The sequence below is a fragment of the Acidobacteriota bacterium genome (assembly GCA_034211275.1).
Taxonomy (GTDB): domain Bacteria; phylum Acidobacteriota; class Thermoanaerobaculia; order Multivoradales; family JAHZIX01; genus JAGQSE01.
Map to the genome: position 1 here is coordinate 1 of JAXHTF010000083.1, position 26,085 is coordinate 26,085.

Sequence of the window (26,085 nt, forward strand, 5' to 3'; positions counted from 1 at the left end):
TATGCAGCGGGCAGGGTAGAGGGGGAAGCTCAAAGCCCTAGCACCAGGCCGAGATGCAGCATCAGGCTCCGGTGGGTCGGGTGGGGGCGTCCCCCTCTACCGGTTGGGGGTTAGGGGCGGCTGGGAGAGGGGGATCGAGGGGGTGAGGGCTCTTGGTGCCCCCACCGCCCTCATCGAAAGTCCCGAGGTTCAGGCGTCCGGAGGTGCTGGGGCGTCTTCGGATGATTCGGCGCTATCGCCGGATGCTTCCGGCGCGGCGGCGGTGTCGCTACCAGCCTTCATAGGGCAGTTGGCGCAGCAGCCGCGGCCCTGGCCGGGACCAGCTCCGGGGCCAGCACCGGCGCCGGAGCCATCCATCTTTCTCTGCCTCATTCCAGCCCCTGGCCCCATTCCGGCACCGGGGCCGGAGCCATCGCGGGGCCCCATGCCGGCTTGATTGCCCGTCCCGGCTCGGGGACCGGAGCCGTCTCGAGGCCCCATCCCGCGGGACATGCCCTGGCCTGGGCCCTGGCCTGGGCCGGCGCCCTTCATCTTGCCCTTGCCGTGGCGGCAGCCCTGCCCCATGGTGTATTGGCCGCCGCCGTCGACGCAGCGCTGGTAGGCGGGGAGGTGGCGCTCTTGGGAGGCCTCGCGGTTGAACTCGGCGACCCGGCGCACGTCCGGCGGCAGCTCCAGGGCCAGCAGCCGGTCGTAGATGGCGACGTTGTCGATCTCGCTCTGCACCGACTCGGTGCAGGCCGCGAGGACGGATTCATAGCGGCGGATCTTCTTGTTCATGGTGTCCGCCGGCGGGCCCGGGGGCTTCAGGCCGCGCTGGGTGTAGAGGCGCTCCAGGGCCGCCGCGTGGCGTAGCTCCGCCTCCATGGTGTGGAGGAAGGGCAGAACCTCGCCGAAGTCCGTCACCACTTGTTGGTAGAGGGCGTGGGCTCGGTATTCGTCCTGGATGGCTTCCTGCATCAAGGCCAGCGCCGGTTCGGAGATCGGCTCGAGGCCCGGGGAGGAAGCGGATTGGGCGGTCAAGACTCCGGCGGTCAATACGAAGGCCAGGGCCACCAGGGACCAAGGCAGGATCTTGCGGAACATGGCGGAACCTCCTAGAGAAAGGTCGAGTTGGGATCGAAGCCGGTTCAGGCCGGCCGGCGAGCGCCGTGCCAGTGGGCGAAGTCGTCGTCGACATAGCGCACCTTGCGGCCGGAGCGTTGAAGCAGCGCGCTAGCGGCGGCGGCGCGGGCGCCGGAGGCGCAGTAGGTGAGGACCTCCCGATCCTTGGGCACCTCCTGAAGCCGATCCAGCAGGCGCGTATGAGGGATGTTGAGGGAGCGGCGGAAGCTGCCGGCGGCGTGCTCGGCGGCGCTGCGCACGTCCAGCGGCACGGCCTCGTCGCCGTCTACCAGCTCCGCCACCCGCGGGAAGGCGATGATGGGAATCTCCTGCCGATGGCCCGCCAGGGTGGGGTGGTTGAGGACCTCCGGGGGAGCGTAGCCCACCACCCGGTCGAAGCCAATGCGCACCAGGTCCCGCAGCGCCTCGTCCGCCGATTCCGGATCCACTACCAGCAGGATGTCGTCCTCCGGCCGCAGGTAGGAGCCGGCGATGGTGGGGAAGGTGTTGTCCAGGGGCGCGTAGAGGGAGCCCACCAGGTGGTGTTCCATGAAGCGCCGGCGGTCGCTGCGGGTGTCCACCACCACCACGCCGTCGAGGAGCGCCGCCGCGACCTCCGTGGGGGAGAGGCGAGGCGGCCGCGGGAGCCCCATGAGCACCGGCGGCCCCTCCCGGTTGAGGCGCTTCATGGTGGCGAAGTAGAGGGGCGGCTCGGGCTGGCCTTCGAGGATCTGATCGACGAAATGGTCCTCGCTCTGCCGGGAGGCGTCGATGGAGGCGTTGAAGCGCTTCTCGTAGCCGACGGTGGAGAAGGGCACCGCTCCCAGGGCTTTGCCGCAGGCGCTGCCGGCGCCGTGGCCGGGCCACAGCTGGAGATAGTCCGGCAGATGCAGGAAGCTCTTGACGCTTTGGTAGAGGGTGCGGGCGGAGGGCTCTTGCTGCCCCGCCTGGCCGGCGGCGGTTTCCAGCAGGTCCGGCCGCCCCAGGTCGCCGACGAAGACGAAGTCACCGGTGGCGATGCCCATGGGCTCCTGAACGCCGCCGCCACGGTCGGTGACCAGGAAGCTCAGATGCTCCGGGGTGTGGCCGGGGGTGTGCAGCGCCTGGATTTGGATCTGGCCGATCTCGAAGGTGTCGCCGTCCCGCAGCAGGTGCAGGTCGTAGTCGCCGTGGCGGGCCCATTCGTATTGCCAGTCCGGGCCGCCCTCGGCGGAGAGGTAGAGCTTGACCCCGTGAGCCTCCGCCAGCTCCCGGGCTCCGGAGAGGAAGTCGGCGTGGATGTGGGTCTCCGCCGCCGCCACCAGGTCCAGGCCTTCCTCCTCCGCCAGCGTCAGGTAGCGGTCCACATCCCGTTGGGGGTCGATGATCAACGCTTCACCGGTGCGCTGGCAGCCCACCAGGTAGGCGTATTGGGAAAGCTTGGGGTCGCGGATCTGGCGAAAGAGCATGGTGTTTCCTCCTGCAATCGAGGGTGGTCTCGTCCCCCTCTTATCTCATGAGAGGCACGGAAGCTGCCGGAGGTTCCCGCTTTCGTCGATCACCGCTAGCGCGACCCGCTGCCGGAGGCTCGTTCCTCCCGGGGATCCGGCTCTCGATCCTCCGCCACCGGCTCCGCTTCCGAGTCCGCCGTCGACTCCGCCGCCGGTGGCGCTTCCGCTTCGGGGGCATCCTCGGCAGGAGCCTCCTCCGGGCCGGCCCCCTGCGATTCGGCGGAGTCGGCGTCGGGGATGGGGGCGACGGCATGGAGGCCCGAGGGGTAGACGTCGGCGGTTTCGGGGGACGGGGGATGGACCTCCGCCACCTGCGCCGCGGCGATCTCGGCGCCGCCGAAGCGATGGTAGAGCACCGGCAGCACCAGCAGGGTCAGCAGCGTCGAGGTCACCACGCCGGAGACCACCACCACCGCCAGGGGGCGCTGGACCTCGGATCCGACGCCGCTGGCCCAGACCAGGGGCAGCAGGCCCAGGGCGGTGGTGGCGGCGGTCATCATCACCGGCCGCAGCCGCAGCTCGGCGCCCTCGACGATGGCGTCCCACCGGCTCTGACCTTCTCTTTCGAGCTTGGTGAAGAATTCGATCATCACCAGGCCGTTGAGGATGGCGATGCCGAAGAGGGCGATGAAGCCGACGGAGGCGGAGACGGAGAGGTAGAGCCCGGACAGCTTGAGGCCCACGATGCCGCCCACCAGGGCCAGTGGAATGTTGACCAGGATCAGCACCGCCGGCCGCACCGCGTGGAAGTTGAGGTAGAGGAGGATGAAGATGAGCAGCAGCGCCAGGGGCACCATCACCTGCAGCCGCGCCATGGCCCGCTGCTGCTGCTCGAATTGACCGCCCCAGGTGGTGTAGTAGCCCACCGGCAGGTCGAGGCCCTGGCGCAAGGTCTCTTGGGCCTCGGCGACGAAGCCGCCGATGTCCCGGCCCACCACGTTGAGCTCCACCACCACCCGGCGCCGGCCGTCCTCCCGGGAGATCTGGGCCGGACCGTCCGCCAGCTCGATGGTGGCGACCTCGGAGAGGCGCACCTGCTCGCCGCCGGGGGTGGCCAGGGGCAGGGAACGCAAATTCTCTACCCGCGAGGTGAAGTCCACCGGCAGCCGCACCACGACGTCGGTGCGCCGTTCCCCTTCCGGTACGGTGGTCACCACGCGGCCGCCCATGGCGGTTTCGATGAGCTCCTGGACCTGGGCGACGCTGATGCCCAAGCGGGCCAGGCGCTGTCGGTGCAGCCGGATCTCCAGGTAGCCCAGACCCTCCACCGCCTCGACCTTGAGGTCCGCGGCGCCGGGCACTTCGCCTAGCAGCCCCGCGGCCCGCTCACCGAGGTCGGCGAGCTCGCCGAGGTCGTCGCCGAAGATCTTGACCGCGATTTGGGATTTGACTCCGGAAAGCAGCTCGTCCACCCGCATCTGGATCGGCTGGGTGTAGCCGAAATCGACGCCGGGGATTTGCTCCATTTTGGCTCGGATGGCGCTCACCAGCTCGTCCTTGGTGCTGGCGGTGGTCCACTCCGAGCGCGGTGCCAACACCGCGTAGACGTCGCTCTCGCCGACCCCCATGGGATCCGATGAGATGTCCGAGCGGCCGGTGCGGCTGACCACGTGGCGCACCTCCGGCAACTCCATCAGCGCGCTCTCGATGCGCTGCACCGTGTCCAGCGCCTGGGGTAGGGAGACCGACGGCAGCTGGAAGGGCTGGACCACCACCGAGCCCTCGTCCATCACCGGCAGGAATTCGGTGCCCAGGGTGGGGGCCAGGGCGGCGGCCCCGAGGACCAGGACGACGGCGATGGCCAACACCCAGCGGGGGTGGTTCAGGGCCCAGCGCAGCTGCGGACGATAGAGCTTGCGCAGATAGTCCGCCGGGTGGCGGAAGCGGCCGGTGCTGAAGATCGGTACCTTGTGCAGCAGCAGCGACGCCAGCGCCGGGATCAGGGTCATGGAGAGGATCAGAGAGCAGCCCAGGGCGATGGAGATGGTGTAGGCCAGGGGAGCGAACATCTTGCCCTCCATCCCCTGGAGCGAGGCGATGGGCAGGAAGACGACGATGATCACCGCCACGCCGAAGAAGATCGGCCGCAGCACTTCCAGGGCCGAGCGCCGCACCGCTCCGGTACGGCCTTCGGGAGAGTCTTCCCCTCCCGCCAACAGGCGGACCGTGTTCTCCACCAACACGATGGCCCCATCTCCCAACATGCCGATGGCGATGGCCAGGCCGGAGAGGGTCATGAGGTTGGCGGAAAGCCCCACCGCCTGCATCACCACGAAAGTGGCCAGGGCGGCCATGGGCAGCTGCAGGGTCACCAGCAGGGCGGAGCGCACGTGTCCCATGAAGAAGAGCAGCACCAGGGTGACCAGCACCGCTCCCTGGAGCAGCGCCGTCTGCACCGTGCCGAGGGCGGTCTCCACCAGCTCGCTACGGTCGTAGAAGGGGACGATCTCGACGTCCTCCGGGAGGCTGGCGCGGGCGGCTTCCAGGCGTTCCCGGATACCGTCCACCACCTCCCGGCCGGAGGCGCCGCGGAGCATCAGGACGATGCCCGCTACCGTTTCGCCCTGGCCGTCTCGGGAGATGGCGCCCTGGCGCAGCTCGTGGCCGATCTGCAGCTCCGCCACCTGGCTCAGCAGCACCGGCACCGAGTCCCGGTAGGCCACCACCGTATCCCCCAGGTCTTCCAGGTTGCGCACCCAGCCGTCGCCGCGCACGACGAATTGCTCGCCGCCTCGTTCCACGTAGGCGCCGCCGGCGACGCCGTTGTTGGCCGCCACCGCATCCGCCAGCTCCCCCAGGGTGAGGTCGAAGCGGCGGAGCGCCGCCGGATCCGCCACCACCTGGAATTGGCGCACGTAGCCGCCGAAGCTATCGACCCCGGCGGTGCCGGGCACCGTCCGCAGGACCGGCCGCAGAACCCAATCCTGGAGCTCCCGCAGCTCCATGAGATCTCGCTGGTCGCTCTCCAGGGTGTATTGGTAGACCTCGCCGAGGCCGGTGGAGATGGGGCCCAGGCCCGACTCCGCGCCGTCCGGGAGCTGGTCCCGGGCGGAGAGCATGCGTTCCAAGACGAGCTGGCGGGCGAAGTAGATGTCGGTGCCGTCCTCGAAGACGACGGTGACCATGGAGAGCCCGAATTTGGATAGCGAGCGCACCTCGGTGGAGTGGGGCAGCCCGGTGCACGCCTGTTCCAGCGGGTAGGTCACCAGCTGCTCCACCTCCAGGGGCGAGAGGGTGGGAGCCTGGGAGATGATCGTCACCTGAATGTTGGTGACGTCCGGAAAGGCGTCGATGGGCAGCATCAGAAAGGAGCGCAGCCCCGCCGCTGCCAGCAGCAGGGCGAAGAGGATCACCACCAGGCGGTGGCGCAGGGAAAGCTCGACCAAACGGTGCATCATCGTGTCCTTTCCGGAGGTTCTCGGGGCTCGGAAACGGGGGCGGAGCTCTTAGGGAGCGTCCTCGGAGCGCAGCAGCGCGGATTTGAGCAGGAAGACTCCCTCCACCGCGACGTTCTCGCCGGAGCGCAGACCGTCGAGCACTTCGTAGCGGCCTTCTTCCGCCCGGCCAATGCGCACCGGCCGGGCTTCGTAGGTGTGGGATGCGACCCGTACGAAGACGTGGTCCGAGCCGGCCAGGCGGATCACCGCCGTCACCGGCACGACGGGCATGGTCTCGGCGGTGCCGTGGAGCACCGTGCCTTCGACGAAGACCCCCGGCAGGGATTGGCCGCCGCCGTCGAGGATCTCGGCGCGGACGGTGACGGTGCGGGTGGTGGGGTCGACGGCGGGGACCCGGGTGATCACCCGCGCCGTACCGCCTAGCTCCGGCCGTCCCACCGGCACGAAGCTCACCCGGTCACCGGGCTGGACCCGATCCGCCTGGTCCGGAGGAATTTGCAGCTCCAGCTCGAGGCGCTGAGGATCGCCGATCATCATCAGCGGTGCCAGCCGTTCCACCCAGCCGTGGGTCTCCACTTCCAGATCCAGGACGACGCCGCCGTTGGGCGCCCGCAAGGTTAGTCGCGGCTCCCAGTTGGGGTCGCCGAAGAGCTTGGCCACTTCCCCGGCCCGGAAGCCCAGGTGCTGCATCTCCGCCTCCACCGCGTCGACTTCGAGCCGCGCCGCCAGAGCTTGTTGGCGCCGCTGGTCCAGCTCCAGTCGGCTGATGCCTTCGAGGGCCAGGAGCTGCTCGCCGGCAGAAACGCGGCTCTCCGCCAACTTGGCCGCTTCCCGGGCGCGCAGGTATTGGGCCTTGAGGGTGTGGAGGTCGTGGGAGTGCAGGGTCACCAGGGCCTGGCCCGCCTTCACCGAGTCGCCGGGGGCGACGTAGAGCTCGTCCACCCGACCTTCTACCAGGGCCTTGACGGTGACCGTGGCTCCGGGGGAGCGGACGATGCGGCCGACGGTGCGCACCCGGTCGTCGAAGGTTTGGGAGTCCACCGCCTCTACCCGCACGCCGGCGCGGGCCTCGGCCTGGGGATCGAGCTCTACCCGGCTCGCTTCCCGGGCCGTCGCCGGTGAGGCGAGTAGGAGGACGAGGGCGCTCCCGGCCAGCAGCGCTGCGGTGGATCGCAGGGAGGGCCTCCGGGCGCGTCTTGGGGAGGAAGACCCCGGCCCCGAGGACCGAGAGTGATGGCGAAGGCGGTATCCGGCGGCGTTCATGATGGGTCCTCCAGGAGCGACGGGGGCAGGGGGAAGTACTGTTCGGAAGCGAGGAGCAGGCCTAGCTCCAGTCGGGCCTGGAGCAGCGCCCGGCGGACGTCCACCAACTGGGAGCGGAGGCCGTCCAGGCGCGCCAGGCCGTCGATGTAAACCAGGTAGGAGACCGCTCCGAGGCGGAATTGCTCCGCCAGGGAATGCTCGGTGGACGGCAGCTCCGCCTCCAGCGGACGCAGCTCCCCGAGGGTCTCGCGGGCGTTCTGGAGGGCGGCCTGACTTTCCGCCAGGCGCTGCTCGAGACGGGCGGTGGCGATGCGGACCTCGGCGTTGGCGCTATCCGTCCGCGCCGCGGCAGCAGCCTTGCGCGCCTTGCCGGAGCGGCCCAGGGGCAGTGGGACGGCGAGCCGCAGGCCGTAGCTTTCGAAGGCGGACTGGCCCTCGAGGCTGGGCACTCGCTGGATCTGGAATTCCAGCTCCGGCAATCCCCAGGCCCGGCCACGGGTCCAGTCGGCCTCGCGCTCCGCCAGCAGCAGCTGTTGCTCCGCGGCATCGCGGTAGGGGCTGGCGGAGCGTTCGGGCTCGGCCGGCACCGGCGGCAAGCTCGTCACCAGCTCCGCCAGGTCTCCCCCATGGGGTGTTGGAGCGTCGCCGGCGAGGAGCTGTAGCCGCTCCTCCAGGCTCCGTTGGCGCACCGCCAGCGTGCGCAGGGCGAGGTCGTCGGTGGCTCGCTGGAGCTCCAGCTGGGCCACCTCCGCACCGGCGACCTCACCCAATTCCAGGCGCTTGCGCTGGATCAGCAGGGCGCGGTCCAGGCGCGTGAGACGATGCTCGGCGAGGGTGCGCTGCTCCAGCGTCACCGCCAAGTCCAGCCAGGCCCGCGCCGCCTCGCCGGCGATCTCCAAGGACTGCAGCCGCCCGGCGGCTTCCAGGGTCTTGTCCGCCTGGTGCCGCACCGCCCGGCCGTCTTTGTGTTGACCGAAGAGGGGGACTTCCTTGCGCAGCCGCAGGCTGTCCACGGCGTTGAGCTCGCGCCCGAAGCTGGAATCCAGCCCTTCGCTTTGCCACTCCACTTCCGGAGCGGCGGCGGCGGTGCCGGCGTGAATCTCCTGGCGTTGGGCTTCACGCCGAGCCGCCGCCGCCTGGGCCATGGGCTGCACCAGGGCAGCTTCCAGGCTGGAGAGCAAACGCTGCTCCGCTGGAGGCCTCGAGTCGGTTGTCGTTTCCTCAGCCAGCAGCGGGGCCGCCAGCGCCAGGCTTGTCGCCAGCGCTAGGGGGGCCACCAGCGCCAGGACTCCCCAGGGGGGCCTCGCTGTTCTCGCCGAAATTCTGCCGTGAAGAGTCATCCATCACCTCCATTGGGTAGGAGGCACGGAAGGGCCGGGAGGTTTCAGACTTTCGGAGCGACTCGGGGACGAGGGGGTGCCGGACCGGGATCCGGCGGGGTCAGGCGCCGGCGGATTCGGCGAAAGAGCCCACCACTTCTTGGCGCAGCTGCGGGGGCATTTCCCCCTGGCGTAGCTGGCGGCAGGCATTCTGGGTCAGGTCGAGGGTCTCGAAGAGCGCTTGGCAGCGGGTGCAGAGCTCTTCCGGGGGCACGCGGAAGGGGACGCCGCGGTCCAAGGCCTCCTGCTTCGCCGCGAGCAGGTCGAGGCAGACTTGGCGGTCGTGATTGGGATGGGGGGCGGAGCGCTGGGGCAGCCCTTCCGCCACCGCCTCCCGCAGCTGCAGCCGGGCGCGGTGCAGCCGGGTCTTCACCGTCGCCTCTTTGAGGTCCAGGATCTGCGCCACGTCCGCCACCGGCAGCTCCAGGATCTCTTTGAGCACCAGCGGCATGCGGTAGTGCTCCGGCAGCTCGGCGATGGCCGCTTCCACTCGCTCTCGGGTTTCTTTGCGCAGCTGCTGGGCCAGGGGCCCTTCCTCCACCGTCGCCAGGTCGGGAATGCGGTCCTGGGGTCTCGGCAAAAGGTCGTCCAGAGATTCCAGGACCTTGGGCTCGCCGGAGCGCTTGCGCCGGGCTCGCTGGCAGGCGCGGGCGGCGATGGTGTAGAGCCAGGTGGTGGGCTGGGCGTCGCCGCGGAATTGATCCCAGTGTCGGTAGGCCTCGAGAAAGACGTCCTGCACCAGGTCGGCGGCGTCCTCCGGGTGCCCACAGAGCTTCATGGCGACCCGATAGATGCGCCCTCCTTCCTCGTCCACCAGCTGGGTGAGGGCTTCCTGGGCGGGGAGAGCCGCTAGCTCGTGGGGATCTGGTGGGCTGTTTGGGGGGAGTTCCTTCATCGCGACCTCAACTCTCGTCCTCAAGAGCCGTAGATAGTACCAGGGAATGGAACCACCGGGCTTGCGGAATGACTTCCCATGAAGGAACTGGTGCCTGATGAAATCATAGGTATTTATTGAGCAGAGGAAGTCGCGTATACGTCAAATGTAATTGTGCTGAGAGATATTTTTCTCGATTTCCATTGATTTTGGGGACGGGTCTCGGCTCAGCTGTCCCGGGCAGTTCGGGGCGGAGCACTCACCCAGAGTGAGGCCACCGCCCGCGACGCGGCTTTCCGTCCTGGAATTGACTGCTAAGTCTTAGGGATCCAGCAGAGGGATCTTGGTTGTCGCGACCGCCGAGGGGCGGTGGGGATGCTTTTTTTGAGTCCAACCCAGGAGTTTGGAATGGACGATGTGTTGAAGGACCTGGGCGATCTGACCCCGGAGGAACAAGAACTGCTGCGGCGCAAGCTGCAGAAGCTGCGCAAGAAGAAGGCGAAACCGCCCGCCGGAGCCAGGGAGATTCCACATCTCCCGCGGCAGGGGCAGAGCTTCCCCCTCTCTTTCGCCCAGCAGCGATTGTGGTTTCTCGACCAGCTGCGCCCGGAGGCGGCGGCGAACAATATTCCTCTCACCGTCGAGCTGGTGGGGGATCTGCAGCCGTCGGCCTTCGAGGGGGCACTGCAGGCCGTGGTGGAGCGGCACGAGATTCTGCGTGCGGCGGTGGATTCGCAGGGCGGCCGGCCGAGCCAGCGCTTCGACGCGCCGCCACCACCCATGGCCTTCCTGGACCTTTCGGGACAGCCGCCGGAGGAGCGGCGCCGGAGGGTGGTGGAGCTGGCCAGAAGCCACGCCCTGGAGCCCTTCGATCTCTCCGCCGGGCCTCTGTTACGCACCGTTCTGGTGCGCGAGGCCGCCGACCGCCACGTCTTCGTCTTCACCATCCATCACCTGATCTTCGACCGCTGGTCCGTAGGCCTGCTGCTGGGAGAGCTGGGCGCCGAATATCAGGCGCGCCTGGAAACCGGCGAAGCCGTAGTATCGCCCCTGGAACCGCTTCCGGTGCAATACGGCGACTTCGCCGCCTGGGAGCAGGAGCGCCTCACCGGCGAGCTGTTGGAGCAGCGGATGGATTTCTGGCGCCGGACCCTCGACGGCTACGACCCGCGCCTGGGCCTGCCGACGGACCGCCCCCGGCCGGCGGTGCCGGCGAGCCGCGGTGGCACCCACGCTTTCTCATTGGACGCCGCCACCGCCGAGGCCCTCAATCGCCTCAGCGTCGACGAGGGCGCCAGCCTGTTCATGACCCTGCTGGCGGCCTTCCACGGTGTGCTGGCGAGGCTCGCCGTTGACGCAACGAGTGGGGTCGACCGTGAGGCTGATCTTGGGGCCGACATAGGCATTGGTCTGTCGGTGAGCAACCGCGGCCAGCGCCCCTTGGAGCGCCTGGTGGGCTGCTTCACCAACCACCTTGTGGTGCGCGCCCGGCTGGAGGAGCAGGGGACTCTTCGGCAGCTGCTGGCGACGGTGCGGGAGGCGACCCTGGGGGCCCTGGCGCACCAGGATCTGCCGGCGGAGAAGGTCGTGGAGGTGCTGCGGGAGCAGGCGGAAGATACCGGACGCGGCGAGGCCGGCCTCTTCCAGGTGCTCTTCCGCCTCAACAACCAGCCGCTGCGGGATCTGAAGCTGCCGGGCCTCGACCTCGACTTCCTGCAGGTGTTGCCGGACAAGGCACCCTTCGACCTCGACCTCTCCATGGAGGAGCGGGATAGTGCTTTGGGAGGGGGCCTGGAAGGGCTGTTGGTTTACTCCACGGATCTCTTCGAGCCCGCCACCGCGGAGGCTATTGCCGAGCTCTACCGAGCGGCGCTGATGGCGCTGGCGGCGGATCCGGATCAGCCCCTGGCGACGCTGGAGATCCCCCGACGGCTGCTGGATTTGCGGGAGGTGCAGCGGCAGCGGGAAGAGGCTCCCGAAGAAGGCTCCCGAAAGATCCCCGACGAGGCCTCCGGCGAGGCACCGGAGCTGCCGGTGGCCGTCGCCGCTACCTTCACCGCCGATCTGGTGGGCGAGCCCCTGGAGCTCTGGCTCGAAGAGGCGGGCTGGAAGCCCCGCATCGAGCTGGCGCCCTACAACCAGGTCTTCCAACAGCTCCTCGACCCCACCAGTGCCCTCGCCACCAATCGCCAGGGCGTCAACCTGGTGCTGCTGCGGCTGGCGGATTGGGTGCACTACCGGGGCGAGGCGGAGGCTTTGCCCTCCCGAGACGAGCTTCAGGAGCGGGTGGACGAGCTGCTGGCGGCACTTGCTAATGCTGTGGGGGCTAATGCTGTCGGGGCCAATGCTGTGGGAGCCAGTGCTGCGCAGAAGAGCCCGATCCCTTGGCTGGTGGCGGTCTGCCCGTCGCCCGACCCGGCGGATCAGCCGGGCTTCTGGCGTGCCCTGGACGCCCGGCTGGCCCAGGGGCTGAAAGCGCTGGACGGCGTCTATCCCGTCACCGCCGGCGAAGTCGCGGAACTCTATCCCGTCCCCCGCATCCACGACCCGTTCACCGACGAGGTGGGGCACGTGCCCTTCACGCCGGAGTACTTTACTGCTCTGGGGACCCTGCTGGCCCGCCGGGTGGTGGCGCTGCGGCGGCCGCCGTTCAAGGTGGTGGCGGTGGACTGCGACAACACCCTGTGGGACGGCGCCTGCGCCGAGGTGGGGGCCGACGGCGTGGGTCTCGGCCCGGCCCGCCGGCGGCTGCAGGACTTCCTGGTGCAGCAGCGGGACGCGGGGATGCTGGTGGCGCTGGTGAGCAAAAACGCCGACGCCGACGTGGTGGAGGTCTTCCGCCGCCGCCAGGAGATGCCCCTGAGCCTGGACCACGTGGTGGCGCGAAAGATCTCCTGGGAGCCCAAATCCCAGGCCTTGGGGGAGCTGGCGGAGGAGTTGGGCTTCGGTCTCGACCGCTTCGTCTTCCTCGACGACAACCCGGTGGAATGCGCCGAGGTGCGAGCCAGCTGCCCGGCGGTGACGGTCCTGCCCCTACCCGAGCCAGAAGGTCCGGAGCTGGGGGAAGCCTCGATGCAGACCTTCCTTGCCCACGCCTGGCCCTTCGACCGCTTCCAGGTCACCGAGGAAGACCGCCGACGCGCCGGTTTCTACCAGGCCAATCAGCAACGCGAGGAGCTGCGCCGGTCGGCGCCGAGCCTGGAGGAGTTCCTCGCCGGCCTCGAGCTGGAGGTAGAGCAGCGGCCCCTCAGCGCCGAGGACGTGCCCCGGGTCTCCCAGATGACCCAGCGGGTGACCCAATTCAACGCCACCACCCGGGTGCTTTCGGAAGCGGAAGTGACGACCTTCCTCGATGCCCCCGGCGATGGTGGCTGCCGGGTGGTGCGGGTGCGGGATCGCTTCGGCGACTACGGCCTGGTGGGTTGCTCTCTCTATCGCCTGGGGGAGACGGCGCTGGAGGTGGAGAACCTGCTCATGAGTTGCCGCACCCTGGGCCGCGGCGTCGAGCACCGCCTGGTGGCGGAGCTGGGCAGGGTGGCCCAGCACCACGGTCTGGAGGCGGTGGAGATCCCCTTCCGGCCCACCCATCGCAACGCTCCCATGGCGCGCTTCCTAGAGCAGGCTTCGACGCAGGTGCCGGGGGCCGACAAGAGCGAAGAGGGCGACGGCTTTCGGCTGCGCCTGCCGGCGGCGGAGGCTGCAGCGTGGCAGCTTCGGCCGGAAACGCCGCCGGAGGTGCCCCCGCCGGAGCCGGCCGCCGCCGGGACCGCGAAGGTGTCCACCGAGGGTGCCGGTGCTGCTGCCGGTCCGCCGCCGGCCTTCTACCAGCGGGCGCTGGAGCTTTGCGACGTCGACGCCATCGCCCGGGAGATCCTGCAGCGACGCGGCTCCGGCGACGCTGCCGGTGCCCGGGAGAAAGTGCCCTACGTCGCCCCGCGAAATCCCATCGAGGAGCAGGTGGCGCAGATCTGGTGCGACGTTTTGGGCCTGGAGAAGATCGGCGTCCACGAGCATTTCTTCCGCATCGGTGGCCATTCCCTCCTGGGGACGGTGATCCTGTCGCGCATCCAGCTCGACTTCGACGTCGATCTGCCGCTCATGGCCATCTTCGACAATCCGACGGTGGAGGGCATCGGTCGGGTCATCGAGGAGCTGCTCATCGGTGACGTGGACGAGGCCGACCTGGCGGGGCTCGAAGGTCTGTCGGAGGAAGAAGTCCAGGCGCTGCTGGAGGAAGAGCAAGCGGCGCTCCGCGGGAGCGGCTCTTGAAGCTGGCCTCGAAGCGGATGCTGTCTGCGGTCGAGCCTCGGCCGGGGATCTGGGGAGGAGGAGCTCGGTGAGGCTGCTGCTGGTCCAGAACACCACCTGGGTGCCGGCTTTGGGGGGTGCCAGCAAGGGCAATCGCTTGCTGCTGGAAGATCTCGCTCGTCGCGGCCACCGCTGTGCGGCGGTGGCGCCGGCGGTGGGAGTGCAGGTGGGGTTGGAAGATCGGTCGGGCTTTCACCGGGCGCTGGCGGAGCGCGGCATCGACGTCCTCGGCGGCACCGTCCCGGGCACCGACCGCTTCCACCTCGAAGGCGTCGAGGTGCACGCCGTGCACCAGCGCGGCGAGCTGGCCAAGGCGGTGGGAGAGGCGGCGCAGCGGCTGCAGCCGGATTGGATCCTGGTCTCCTCCGAGGACACCGGCCAGGTGCTGCTGGAGGCGGCCCTGGAGGCGGCACCGGAGCGGGTGGTCTACCTCGCCCGCACCACCTTCAACCTGCCCTTCGGTCCCGACTCCTTCGCCCCCAGCGAGGCCCGGCGGGAGATGCTCGGCCGCGCCGCCGGCATCGCCTGCATCAGCGACTTCCTGCGCGACTACATCCGCCGCTGGGGCGGTCTCGATGCGAAGGTGTTGCGGCTGCCGGTTCTGACCCTGGGCACCGGCCCCTTCCCGGATTTCGGCGCCCGCCAGCTCGAGGCTTCCAGCTTGGAGAGGCTGGGCGCTGGGGACCGCTTCGTCACCATGATCAATCCCTGCGCGGTGAAGGGCATCAGCATCTTCCTGCCGCTGGCGGAGTCTCTGCCCGAGGTTTCCTTCGCCGCGGTTCCCACCTGGGGCACCACCGCCGAGGATCGCCGGCGCATGGAGGCCTTGCCCAACGTCACGGTGCTCGACCCGGTGGACGACATCGACGAGATCTTCGCCCGCACCCGGGTGCTGCTCATGCCCTCGCTGTGGCACGAGGCCTACGGCCGCTCGACGGTGGAGGCGCTGCTGCGGGGCCTGCCGGTGCTGGCTTCCGATGTCGGCGGCCTGCCGGAGGCCAAGCTGGGGGTCGAGCCGCTGCTGCCGGTGCGGCCCCTGGAGGGCTACACCAACGCCTTCGACGAGCGCAATCTACCGGTGGCCAAGGTCCCGGAGCAGGACATCGGCCCCTGGCGCGAGGCGCTGACGCGGTTGTTGCAGGACGATGAGCACTACCGGCGCGTCGCCGCGGAGTCCCGGGCGGCGGCCCATCGGCTGCTGGAAGAGACCTCCATGGACGGCTTCCAGAGCTACCTGGAGACGCTGGCGGAGCGCAAGGAAGCCGCCGCAGTGTCCGCCGAGGATCCCGCCGAGGAACCCGCCAAGAAAGAAGCGTCGAAGGCGGCGGATCTGCGCACCCTCCTGGCTCTGCGGGCATTGCGCAAGCGCAAGCAGCAGAGCGGCGGCGAGGAGCGCCCCCGGGGGATTCCGACGGTGCCCCGGGATGGGCCTTTGCCCCTCTCCTTCACTCAGCAGCGGGTCTTCTTCTTCGAACGCTGGGAGCCCGGCACCGCCGCCTTCAACCTGCCGCTGGCGGTGCGCCTGCGGGGCCAGCTGCGGCCGGCGGTGCTGCGGCGGGTGCTGGCGACGGTGCTGGAGCGGCACGAGGTGCTGCGCTCCCGTTTCCAGGAGCAGGACGGCGAGGGCGTGCAGATCGCCGCGCCGGCGCCGAGGGAAAGGAACGTCCCGCTGCCGCTGGTGGACCTCTCCGGTTTGGCGGAGACCGGGGCCTCGGAGCTAGCGCAGGAGCTGGCGGACGACTTGACCGCGCGCGCCGGCCGCCGGCCCCTGGACCTCGCCGCCGGCCGGCTCATCGAAGGGCTCTTGCTGCGCCTGGGAGCCGAGGACCACATCGCTGCGCTGACGGTGCACCACATCGCCGCGGACGGCTGGTCGCTGGGGGTGCTGCTGGCGGAGATCCGGACCCTCTACGAGGCTTACTCGAAAGGGGGGAGTGCGTCACCGCTGCTGCCCTTGCCGATCCAATACGCCGACTTCGCCGTCTGGCAGCGGCGGCAGCTGGAGGGGGAGGCGCTGGAGCGTCTGTTGGGCTACTGGCAGCGGGCGCTGGAGGACGCGCCGGAAACCCTCGAGCTGCCCACCGACCGCCCGCGCTCCCAAAGCTCCGATCACCGGGGCCGGACGCTCAAGTTCGCTCTACCGGGAGCGACGGTGGCGGCGGTGCGAAAGCTGGCAGAGGCTCGGGATGTGACTCCCTTCATGGTCTACAACACCCTTTACCATGTCCTTCTGGGGCGTCTGGCCGGTCAAGGGGATACGGTGACGGGAGTGCTGGTGGCGGGGCGCCGGCGGCCCGAGGTCCAGGGGCTTCTGGGCTATTTCTCCAACACCCTGCCGCTGCGGCTGCGCCGGGCGACCGGTAGCTCCCTGGTTGACGCCCTGGGGCCCGCCAAGAAGGCCGTGCTGGAGGCCTTCGAGCACGAGGACCTGCCCTTCGAGCGGCTGGTGGAGGAGCTCAATCCCGATCGCCGGCTGCCCCATCATCCGGTCTTCCAGGTGCTCTTCGCGCTGCAGAATTTGCCCACCGAGGCGTTGCAGCTGCCGGGGCTGGAGCTGGAGCCACTGATCATCGACCGCGGCGCGGCGCACCTCGATCTCTTCCTCAGCCTGGCGGAGCGGGGGGAGGGAGCCGAGGGTTCGCTGGAGTACGACCGCGACCTCTTCGACGCCACCACCGCCCGCCGGTGGGCGCAGAGCTTCGCCGTGCTGGTGGCGGCCGCGCTGGCGGAGCCGCATCGCCCGCTGGAAGATCTGCCCTTGCTCCCGGCGGCGCAGCGGCACCAGCTGGTGGCGGAGCAGAACGCGGTCTTCTTTCCTGAGACTTCTTCCGATGGAACGGGAGAAGAGATCCCGGAGACTCTCCACGGCCTGGTGGCGGCCCTCATGGAGAACGAGTCGGCGGCGGATGGCGAAGCGCCGGCGGTGATCTGGTCCGGCGGCGTGGTGAGCTACGGTGAGCTCTGGGGCGCCGCCCGCAGGCTGGCCCATCGGCTGCGGCGGCGGGGCGTCGGGCCCGGCAGCCGAGTGGCGCTACGGGTGGACCGCCGGCCGGCGGTCATCGTCGCCATGCTCGGCACCCTCCAGGCCGGTGCCGCCTACGTGCCGGTGGATCCCGACTATCCTGAGGCCCGCCAGCGCCAGATGCTCGAGGACTGCGGTGCCGCCCTCCTCCTCACCACCCAGGCACTGCTGGCCACGACGCCGGATTGCGGCATCCCCGAGCTGCTCCTCGACGACGCCCTCCAGGGCGGCCCGGCGCCGGTACCCCTGCCGGCGGTGCAGGCCGCCGACGCCGCCTACCTGATCTACACCTCCGGCTCCACCGGTGAGGCCAAGGGCACGGTGATCTCCCACGGCGCCGCGGTGCACTACGTGCGGGGAGCGCTGGCCACCTACGGCCTCACCGCCGCGGACCGCATGCTGCAATTCTGCTCCGTCAGCTTCGACACCAGCATCGAGGAGATCTTCCCCACCCTCGCCGCCGGCGGCGCCCTGGTGCTGCGCAGCGAGGCGATGCTCGATGCCGGCGAGCTCCTGTTGGGGTGCGCCGAGCATGGGGTGACGGTGGCGACCCTGCCCACGGCTTTCTGGCATCAGCTGGTCGCGGATCTGGAAACGAAACGGGATCTGGAGACGAAGCACGAGGCCGCCGCCCCGGCGTCTCGCTCCTGGTTCCCGCCGAGCCTGCGGCTGCTGATCATCGGCGGCGAGGGAGCGTCTCAGGAACGTCTCGACGCCTGGCGGCGCCTGGCCCAGCAGCACGGAGGCCGTCCTCGCCTGCTCAACACCTACGGTCCCACCGAGGGCACGGTGGTGGCGACGGCGGCGGACGCCGGCGCCGGGAATAGGGGAGCGGGGGATGACTCCATCGGCCGGCCCCTGCCTGGAGTCGCCGCCCACGTGCTGGACCCGCGGGGCGCGCCGGTGCCGCTGGGGGTTCTCGGAGAACTCTATCTCGGCGGCGGCGCCATCGCCCGGGGCTATCTCGGGCGGCCTCGGCTCACCGCCGATGCCTTCCGGCCGGATCCTTTCTCGAACCCTCTGAGCGCTGAGTCGGAGGGCGCCCGTCTCTACGCCACCGGCGACTTCGTCCGCCGCCTCGCCGACGGCCGGCTGGAGTTCCGGGGGCGGCGGGATCAGCAGCTCAAGATTCGTGGCTATCGGGTTGAGCTGGGGGAGGTGGAGGCGGCCCTCGGAGCTCACCCCGCGGTGCGCGAGGCGCTGGTCATCGCCCGTTCCGGGGCCGCCGGCCTCAGCCTGGGAGCGTATGTCGTCGTGGGAGGCGCCGGCAAAGCAGAAGAGACCGCCAAGACCGCCGCCGAGGTTCACCGCTTCCTACGCCGCCGGATCCCCGGCTACATGCTCCCCGCCGCCTACGCCTTCCTCGACCAGCTGCCCTGCACTCCCGTGGGCAAGATCGACCGGCGGTCCCTGGAGCGGGGCGCGAAGGAGGCCTCCTGGGTGGTGCCGTCGGGGACCGCTGAAGAGGGCGAGGGGGCGGCTCCGAGGAGCGAGTTAGAGCACCGGCTGGCGGAGATCTGGTGCGAGGTGCTGGGAGTCGAGGCGGTGGGCATCCACGACGGCTTCTTCGATCTCGGTGGTCATTCGCTGCTCGCCATGCAGCTGATCTCCCGGGTGCGCGGCGTCTGCGGCTACGACCTGTCTCTGCGCCGCCTCTTCGAGCATCCGACGGTAGCGGAGCTGGCGCGGCTGCTGGAGGAGGGCGAGGAATCCCAGGAGGCCGCTCCGGCCCTGCCGCCGATTCCCGCCGGCTCCCTGCTCGGGGAGTTTGAAGGGGGGGGCGGCGGCGAGCTGGAGCTCTCCTTCGCCCAGGAGCGGCTGTGGTTCCTGGAGCAGCTGGATCCCGGCAGCACCGCCTACAACTTGCCCAGCGCCGTCGAGCTGCGGGGCGAGCTGGAGCCCGCGCGCCTGGCCCGCGCCTTCCGCTCCGTAGTGGCCCGCCATGCGGTGCTGCGCAGCGAGCTGGTGGAGCATCAGGGCAGCCCCCGGCAGCGGGTGCGCCGTCGGGTGGCCTTGCCCTTGCCCGCCGTCGATCTCGGCGCCCTGCCGGAGGAGTCCCGCCGCCGGGAGCTCCATCGCCTGGTGGCTCGGGACGCCCGCCGCCCCTTCGACCTCGGCCGGGCACCGCTGCTGCGGCTGACCCTGGTACGCCTGGAGAAAGAGCGCCACGCCCTGCTCTTCGCCATGCACCACCTGATCTCCGACGGCTGGTCCATGGCGCTGCTGTTGCGGGAAGTGGGAGAGCATTACGCCGCCGGCGGCGAGTCGGAGCTGGCGCCTCTGGCGGTGCAATATCCGGATTACGCCGCCTGGCAGCGAGGACTGCTCGAGGGGGAGGCGCTGGAAGGGCAGCTGGAGTATTGGCGGGAGCGCCTGCAAGACGCGCCGCCGGCGCTGGTGCTGCCGCGCCGCCGCCGGCCTCTGCCGGAGAGTGCGCCGGAGGGGGGCACCGAGTGGCTGGTGCTGCCGGCGGAGCTGGTGGAGAGCCTCGGAGGCTTCGCCCGGCAGCGCGGGGCCACTCTCTTCATGGTGCTGTTGGCGGCGTTTCAGGCGCTGCTGCGGCGCACCACCGCCCAGGGGGATTTGAGCGTCGGCGTGCCGGTGGCGGGCCGGCCGCGGCAGGAGCTGGAGCCCCTCATCGGCTTCTTCGTCAACACCCTGGTGCTGCGCGCCCGGGTGCCGGCGAAGTTGCCCTTCGGCGAGCTTCTGGAGCAGGCCCGGGACGCCACCCTGGAAGCCTACGCCCGCCAGGACTTGCCCTTCGAGCGACTGGTGGCGGAGCTCAACCCGGAGCGCGATCTGGCCCGCTCGCCTCTCTTCCAGGTGATGTTCGCACTCCAGGAGCCGCCGGTGGAGCGCTTGGAGCTCCCCGGGCTGGTTCTGGAGCCGCTGCGGGTGGAGAGCGGCACCACCCGCTTCGAGCTCTTCTTCGAGCTCCTGCGTCAGCCCGACGGCTCCATCAGCGCGGCGCTGCACTTTGCCACCGCCCTCTTCGAACGCACCCTCGCCCAGCGCCTGGGGCGTCACTACCGGCGCCTGCTGGAGGCGGTGCTGGAGCAGCCCGACTCACCGGTGGCGCGGCTGCCGCTGCTGTCGCCGGCGGAGCGCCAGCAGGTTCTGTGGGAGTGGAACGACAGCGCCGTGACGCTGCCGGCGGAGACCTTCCTCGAGCTCTTCGACGCCGTGGTGCGGATGCGCGCTCCGGCGGTGGCGGTGCGCTTCCGCGGCGAGGCTCTGACCTACGGCGAGCTTTCCGCCCACGCCGACGCCCTCGCCGAGCGGCTGGCGGCGGCGGGCATCGGACCCGGCGATCTGGTGGCGTTGCTGGCTCACCGCTCGACCCTCTTCTTGGTGACGATGCTGGCGGTGTTCCGGCGCCGGGCGGCTTATCTGCCCCTCGATCCCCGGCATCCGGCGGCGCGGTCGCAGCAGATCCTGGAAGCCTCCAGCGCCGGATGGCTGCTGGTGGATGGAGCTCACGGTGAGCGCGGCGGCGAGCTGGCAGCGGCGGTGCCCGGCCTGCAGGTGGTGCCGCTGGAGGCCGAAGCAGCGCCATCGACGCCTCCTTCTGCACTTCCTTCTGCACTTCCTTCCGTACCCTCTTCGCCGCCCCGCCACGACGACCTGGCCTATACGATTTTTACCTCCGGTTCCACCGGCAAGCCCAAGGGTGCCATGGTGATGCAGGGGGGCATGGTCAACCATCTGCTGGCGAAGATCCGGGACCTGCAGCTGGGGCCGGCGGACCGGCTGGCCCAGACGGCGTCCCAATGCTTCGACATCTCGGTGTGGCAATTCCTCGCCATGGCGGTGGTGGGGGGCGAGGTCCACGTCTTCGAGGACGAGGTGGCCCACGATCCGGCGGAGCTGCTGCGGCGGGTGGAGGATCAGGCGGTGACGGTGCTGGAGACGGTGCCGTCGATTCTGCGGATGATGCTCGACGGTGCGGTGGACGCTCCCGGGCTGGCCCGGCTGCGCTGGTTGGTGCCCACCGGCGAGGCCCTGCCGCCGGAGCTGGCCCGCCGCTGGCAGGAGCGCTATCCCCGGGCGCGGCTGGTCAACGCCTACGGCCCCACCGAATGTTCCGACGACGTCAGCCATGCCTTCCTGCCGACGCATCTGCCGCCGGAGCTGGCCACCGTGCCCATCGGCCGGCCGGTGGTCAACACCCAGCTCTACGTCCTCGGCCCCGGCGGTCTGCCCGCGCCGGTGGAAGTGGCGGGGGAGCTGTGGGTGGGCGGTCTCGGCGTCGGCCGCGGCTACTTGGACGAGCCCCGGCGCACCGCGGAGGTCTTCCGTCCGGATCCCTTCGCCCCTGCTCTCTCGGGCTCTGATCTCTTCGGCCGGGCCGGCGCCCGCCTCTACCGCACCGGCGATCTGGCGCGCTATCTGCCGGAGGGGGAGCTGGACTTCCTGGGGCGCATCGATCACCAGGTCAAGGTGCGCGGCCACCGCATCGAGCTGGGGGAGATCGAGGCGGTGCTGAGCCGCGGGCCGGGGGTGGCCCAGGCGGTGGTGCTGGCGCTGCCGGACGCCCGTGGCGATCAGACCTTGGCGGCCTTCGTGGTGCGCCGGGAGGGCTCGGAGGACGAGGATCTGGAAGCTTTCCTGCGTCCGCAGCTGCCGGAGTACATGGTGCCGGCGGCGATCCTCACCCTCGACGAGCTGCCCCTTTCCGCCAACGGCAAGGTGGACCGCAAGGCGCTGGCGGCGCAGCAGGGGGAGCTGGCGCTGCCGGAGCGGGAGTATCTGGCGCCGCGCACCGACGTCGAGGAGGCGGTGGCGGAGATCTTCCAGCAGGTGGTGGGAGTGGAGCCGGTGGGCGCTCTGGACAACTTCTTCCACCTCGGCGGCCACTCACTGCTGGCCACCCAGGCCATGGCGCGGCTGCGGGAGCTCTTCGAGATCGAGCTCCCCCTGCGTCTGCTCTTTGAGGCGCCGACGGTGGCGGAGCTGGCGGCGGAGATCGAGGATCTGGTCATCGCCGAGCTCGAGGAGCTGAGCGAGGAAGAAGCCAGCGCCCTGCTGATGGAGGAGGCATGAGCCCGAAGATCGCCGACGCCGTGCCGCGGCAGGAGGTGGGGGCGCAGGAGACGGTCTCCCCGGAGCGCGCCCAGGAGCCCCGCGGGGGCTTCTGGCGGGAGCTTGTGCGGGATGTACCGGCCCTGGAGCTGATTCCCGACCATCCCCGGCCGGCGCAGCAGCCTGCTCCCTCCAATCAGCGCTTGGGGGAGCCTTGGCTCGACGATCCAGCGCTGGTGGAGGAGCTGGCTCGGCGCGCCGGTACGTCTTTGCCGGTGGTGGCCCTGGCGGCGTTTCAGATCCTGCTGGCCCGGGCCTCGCGGCAGCAGGATTTCGCCTTGGTGGTGAGGGTTATGGCGGCGGGGGAGGAGGAGTCGAGCCCTCTTCTTCTGCCCACGAAGCTTGCCGGCGGACCTTCGTTCCTGGCCTGGCTGGGGCAGGTGGAGGAGGCCTGGCGGAAAGCCCGCGAGCACAGCCCCGTAGACTGGGAGGAACTGGGAGACCTGCGGGCCCTGACCCCGGTGGCCTTCGCCTACCAGGCCACTAGCGGACCCTCGGATCGTTCGGAAGATGGGTCGGACCAAGGAGCGGCGGGCGCCGAGTCCTCCGATTTCGCTTCCGCTCTCGCCCTGACTCTCACCGTCGAGGACACGGCCCAGGGCTGGATTCTGCACCTGGAATACGACGCCGGGCTATTCGACGAAACCACCGCCCACCGGTGGTTGACTCGCTACCGCACGCTGCTCTCGACGGTGTGCCGCCACCCCGAGGAATCCGTCTGGCGGCTGCCACTGCTGCCGGAGGCCGAGGGGCGCCGGCTGTTGGCGTGGAATCCCGGGGGCGGCGACATGTGCTGGAAGACCCTGCGGCGGGAGCCCCTTCATCGGGGCTTCGAGGGCTGGGCGCGGCGCACTCCGGAGGCACCGGCGGTGACCTTCCGAGGGCCGGAGGGTGAGTACCGGACCGCGACCTACGGCGAGCTCAACGCCCGGGCCAACCGCCTGGCGCACCGGCTTCGGCAGCTGGGGGTCGGTCCGGAGGTGCCGGTGGCGCTGCTGCTGGAGCGCGGGGTGGAGATGGTCACGGCGATCCTGGCGGTGCTCAAGGCCGGCGGCGCCTACGTGCCCCTGGACCCGGTCTATCCCCCGGCGCGGCTGGCCTTCGTAGTGCGCGACTCCGGCGCCGCCCTGGTGCTCACCCAGCGCTCCTTGGCGGGCCTGCTGTCGGCGGAGACCGATGCGCCGGCGGTCCCGCGGTTGGTCTGGGAGGAGTTGTTGCCCGAGGTTGGCCGAGACCCCCTACCCGACACCGATCCCCCACCCGCCGCGTCGGTGGATTCCCTCGCCTACATCATCTACACCTCGGGCTCCACCGGGCAGCCCAAGGGGGTGCTCATCCCCCACTCCCACCCGGTGGATCTGCTGGCGGGCACCGAGAAGTGGTTCCGCTTCGGCGCCGAGGACGTGTGGTCCCTCTTTCACTCCTTCGCCTTCGACGTTTCGGTGTGGGAGCTGTGGGGAGCCTTCCTCTACGGCGCGCGGCTGGTGGTGGCGCCCTACGAGGTGACCCGCTCGCCGCGGGATTTCCATCGCCTGCTGCGGCAGGAGCGGGTGACCATCCTCAGCCAAACGCCGTCGGCCTTCCTCGCCCTGCTGCGGGCGGAGCAGGAGATCTCCGCCGCCGGCCCCGAGCTCGATCCCGGATGGGCGCTGCGGGCGGTGGCCTTCGCCGGTGAAGCCCTGGAGGTGCGGGCGCTGGCGCCGTGGGTGGAGGCCTACGGGGACGCGGCGCCGGAGCTGATCAACCTCTACGGCATCACCGAGACCACCGTTCACGGCACCTATCGCCGCCTGCTGCGGGAGGACGTGGAGGCGGCGGCTGCCGGCCGGGATCCGGGGGTCGGGGTGATGATCCCGGACCAGAGCCTGCGCATCCTCGAGCCGCGGCTCGCCGCTCCGCCGGACCCCGTCGCCGGGCTCGCCCCCATCGGCATCCCCGGGGAGCTCTGCGTCGGCGGCGGGCGCATCGCCCGGGGCTATTTGGGCCGTCCGCGGCTCACCGCCCAGCGTTTCGTACCCGATCCCTTCTCCGAGGTCCCCGGTGCCCGCCTCTATCGGTCCGGGGACCTGGCGCGCTATCGCGAGGACGGCTCGCTGCAATATCTGGGGCGTATCGATCACCAGATCAAGCTGCGGGGTTTCCGCATCGAGGCCGGTGAGGTGGAGGCGGCGCTGCTGGAGCATCCAGCGGTGAGCGCCGCGGTGGTGATGGTGCGCACCGACTCCGACTCCACTGCCGGGCAGGCCACCCGCAGCTCCGACGAGAGCGCCCGCCTGGTGGCCTATCTGGTGGTACCGGAATCGGCGCCGCCGTCGGTGGCGGCGGAGGCGCGAGAGCTGGCGCGGAGGAAGCTGCCGGAGTACATGGTGCCGGCGGCTTACGTAAGGCTCGCTGAGCTCCCCCTCACCGCCAACTCCAAGGTCGACCGCCGCCGCCTGCCGGCTCCCGGGGTGGCAGATCTGGTGCGGGGGGAGGCGGAGCCGCCGCGGCCGGGGACCGAGGCTCGCCTGGCGGCGATTTGGGAGGAGGTGCTGGAGGTCCCCGGCGTCGGCCGGCGGGACCACTTCCTCGCCCTTGGCGGTCACTCCCTCAACGCCACCCGAGTGCTGGCCCGGGTGCGTTCCCGCCTCGGCGTGGCCATGTCCTTCTCCGACCTCATGGCCCATCCGGAGCTGTCGCAGCAGGCCGCCCGCATCGACGAGCTGGGCCAGGCTGCCGGAGCTGCCCCGCGCCTCGAAGGCCCCACGACGGCGAATGACGGCGGCTCCGCCCCGCTCTCCTACGCCCAGGAGCGCATGTGGCTGCACCAGCAGCTGCACCCGGCGAGCAACGCCTTCAATCTGGCCTTCGCGCTGGACCTGGAGGGAGAGCTCGACGTTCCGAGGCTGGCGACGGCCCTGGGGTGCATCGAGGAGCGGCATCAAACCCTCCGCACCCGCTTCGTCGAGGTCGACGGCTCGCCGCGGGCGGAGGTGGGGGAGCCGATCCGGGATTCAGCAGCGCTGTTGCCGGTCATCGATCTGCAGACTTTCCATGGCGAGAGTCTCATCCCGGAGCTGACGGCGGCGGCCCAAGCCCGCCCCTTCGACCTGCGCCGAGGACGCCTGCTGCGCTGCCGCCTGCTGCGCCGCGGCCCCCGCCGCCACGTTCTGCTGCTGGTGGTGCACCACATCGCTTGCGATGGCTGGAGCTTGGGGCCTTTTGTGCAGGAGCTCTCGGTGCTCTATGGCTTGGATGCCGGTGACGGCGACCTCCCCGAGTTGCCGCTCCCCGAGTTGCCGCTGCAGTACGCCGACTTCGCCCGCTGGCAACGCCGCTGGCTGGAGTCTCCGGCGGCGGCGGAGCAGGTCGCCGGGTGGCGGGCGGCAGGGCTGACGGCGGCGGGCCCCGGGGAGCGTCTGCAGCCGGACGTGCGGGGCCGGGACGCGCATCCGGTGCTCCTGATCTCCCGGCGGATGGACTCGGCCTTGATGGACGAGCTCGAAGCCCTGGCCCGGCGCCGCGGCACCACCCTCTTCACGGTGCTGACGGCGGCGCTCTACGCTTTGTTGCACCGCGCCACCGGCGCTCCGGCTCTGACCCTCGGAACGCTGGTGGCTGGGCGCACCCAGGAGGCGGTGGAGAATCTGGTCGGTTGCTTCATCAACACCCTGCCGCTGCGCTGCTCGGTGGTGCCGGCGGAGAGCTTCGAGGCGTTGTTGGGGCGCGCCCGCGGGGTGGCGGAGGCGGCCTACGACCGTCAGGATCTGCCCTTCGAGAAGCTGGTACAGGAGCTCGGCGCCGCCGGCACGGCGGACGGCCAGGCTCTCTTCCAGGTGCTGGTGGCCTACCAGAGCATGCCGCTGGAAGAGCTCGAGCTGCCGGGGCTCGACTGGCGGCTGCTGGAGACCCCGGCGGGGCAGCGCTCGGCGGCCTTCGACTTCGTCTTCTTCTTCCGCCGCCAGGAGGATGGTTTGAGCCTGGTGCTGGAGGTGGACGGCGGCCGCTTCACCGACGCCACCGGCGAGGCCTTGGCTCAGGATCTGACGGCGTTGCTGCAAGCGGTGGCGCGGGACGAGACGACGGCGGTGGCGGAGCTGCCGTTGCCCAGCGGACGCTTTCCTCAGCAGGCCGGCACCCCGCCGGCCGGTAGCGGAGCGTCGCCAAAGCCCGCGGGGGCGTCTTCGGC

Annotated in this window: 9 protein-coding genes; 3 read left to right on the forward strand and 6 right to left on the reverse strand. The window is 70.3% G+C overall.

Annotation, left to right across the window (positions count from 1 at the left end; translation table 11 throughout):
• Positions 1-189: 189 nt before the first annotated feature.
• The 6 genes from SX243_13830 to SX243_13855 form a co-directional block, all read right to left on the reverse strand.
• Entirely contained in the window at positions 190-1,083 is an 894-nt protein-coding gene (locus tag SX243_13830) for a hypothetical protein (GenBank protein MDY7094043.1), read from the reverse strand.
• A gap of 44 nt (positions 1,084-1,127) precedes the next feature.
• Positions 1,128-2,549, reverse strand: coding sequence for an MBL fold metallo-hydrolase (locus SX243_13835; protein MDY7094044.1), 1,422 nt, complete (start codon positions 2,547-2,549; stop codon positions 1,128-1,130).
• 95 nt (positions 2,550-2,644) lie between these two features.
• Positions 2,645-5,989 (reverse strand): CusA/CzcA family heavy metal efflux RND transporter, encoded by a 3,345-nt coding sequence (locus SX243_13840; GenBank protein ID MDY7094045.1) that lies wholly within the window; start codon positions 5,987-5,989, stop codon positions 2,645-2,647.
• A gap of 48 nt (positions 5,990-6,037) precedes the next feature.
• Positions 6,038-7,252: an efflux RND transporter periplasmic adaptor subunit gene (locus SX243_13845; GenBank protein MDY7094046.1), complete on the reverse strand. Its 1,215-nt coding sequence runs from the start codon at positions 7,250-7,252 to the stop codon at positions 6,038-6,040.
• Positions 7,249-8,592 carry a TolC family protein gene (locus SX243_13850; GenBank protein ID MDY7094047.1) on the reverse strand — a complete coding sequence of 448 codons (1,344 nt, stop codon included), beginning with the start codon at positions 8,590-8,592 and terminating at the stop codon, positions 7,249-7,251. Before SX243_13850 ends, SX243_13845 begins: the two co-directional genes overlap by 4 nt.
• Before the next feature lie 100 nt (positions 8,593-8,692).
• Complete coding sequence (locus tag SX243_13855; protein ID MDY7094048.1) at positions 8,693-9,526, reverse strand: sigma-70 family RNA polymerase sigma factor; 834 nt, start codon at positions 9,524-9,526, stop codon at positions 8,693-8,695.
• Between the two features lie 387 nt (positions 9,527-9,913).
• On the opposite strand from SX243_13855, the gene SX243_13860 reads away from it, so the two are divergent.
• The 3 genes from SX243_13860 to SX243_13870 form a co-directional block, all read left to right on the forward strand.
• Positions 9,914-13,774, forward strand: coding sequence for an HAD-IIIC family phosphatase (locus SX243_13860; protein MDY7094049.1), 3,861 nt, complete (start codon positions 9,914-9,916; stop codon positions 13,772-13,774).
• Between the two features lie 67 nt (positions 13,775-13,841).
• Entirely contained in the window at positions 13,842-21,878 is an 8,037-nt protein-coding gene (locus SX243_13865; protein ID MDY7094050.1) for an amino acid adenylation domain-containing protein, read from the forward strand.
• The coding region (locus SX243_13870) for an amino acid adenylation domain-containing protein (GenBank protein MDY7094051.1) at positions 21,875-26,085 on the forward strand (4,211 nt) is incomplete at its 3' end. The genes SX243_13865 and SX243_13870, both read left to right, overlap by 4 nt.

What these genes read in the sequence shown, in the direction of transcription:
- SX243_13845 (MDY7094046.1), bottom strand. Translation starts at nt 7,252, where the DNA reads ATGAACGCCGCCGGATACCGCCTTCGCCATCACTCTCGGTCCTCGGGG.
- SX243_13835 (MDY7094044.1), bottom strand. Translation starts at nt 2,549, where the DNA reads ATGCTCTTTCGCCAGATCCGCGACCCCAAGCTTTCCCAATACGCCTAC.
- SX243_13830 (MDY7094043.1), bottom strand. Translation starts at nt 1,083, where the DNA reads ATGTTCCGCAAGATCCTGCCTTGGTCCCTGGTGGCCCTGGCCTTCGTA.
- SX243_13850 (MDY7094047.1), bottom strand. Translation starts at nt 8,592, where the DNA reads ATGACTCTTCACGGCAGAATTTCGGCGAGAACAGCGAGGCCCCCCTGG.
- SX243_13855 (MDY7094048.1), bottom strand. Translation starts at nt 9,526, where the DNA reads ATGAAGGAACTCCCCCCAAACAGCCCACCAGATCCCCACGAGCTAGCG.
- SX243_13860 (MDY7094049.1), top strand. Translation starts at nt 9,914, where the DNA reads ATGGACGATGTGTTGAAGGACCTGGGCGATCTGACCCCGGAGGAACAA.
- SX243_13840 (MDY7094045.1), bottom strand. Translation starts at nt 5,989, where the DNA reads ATGATGCACCGTTTGGTCGAGCTTTCCCTGCGCCACCGCCTGGTGGTG.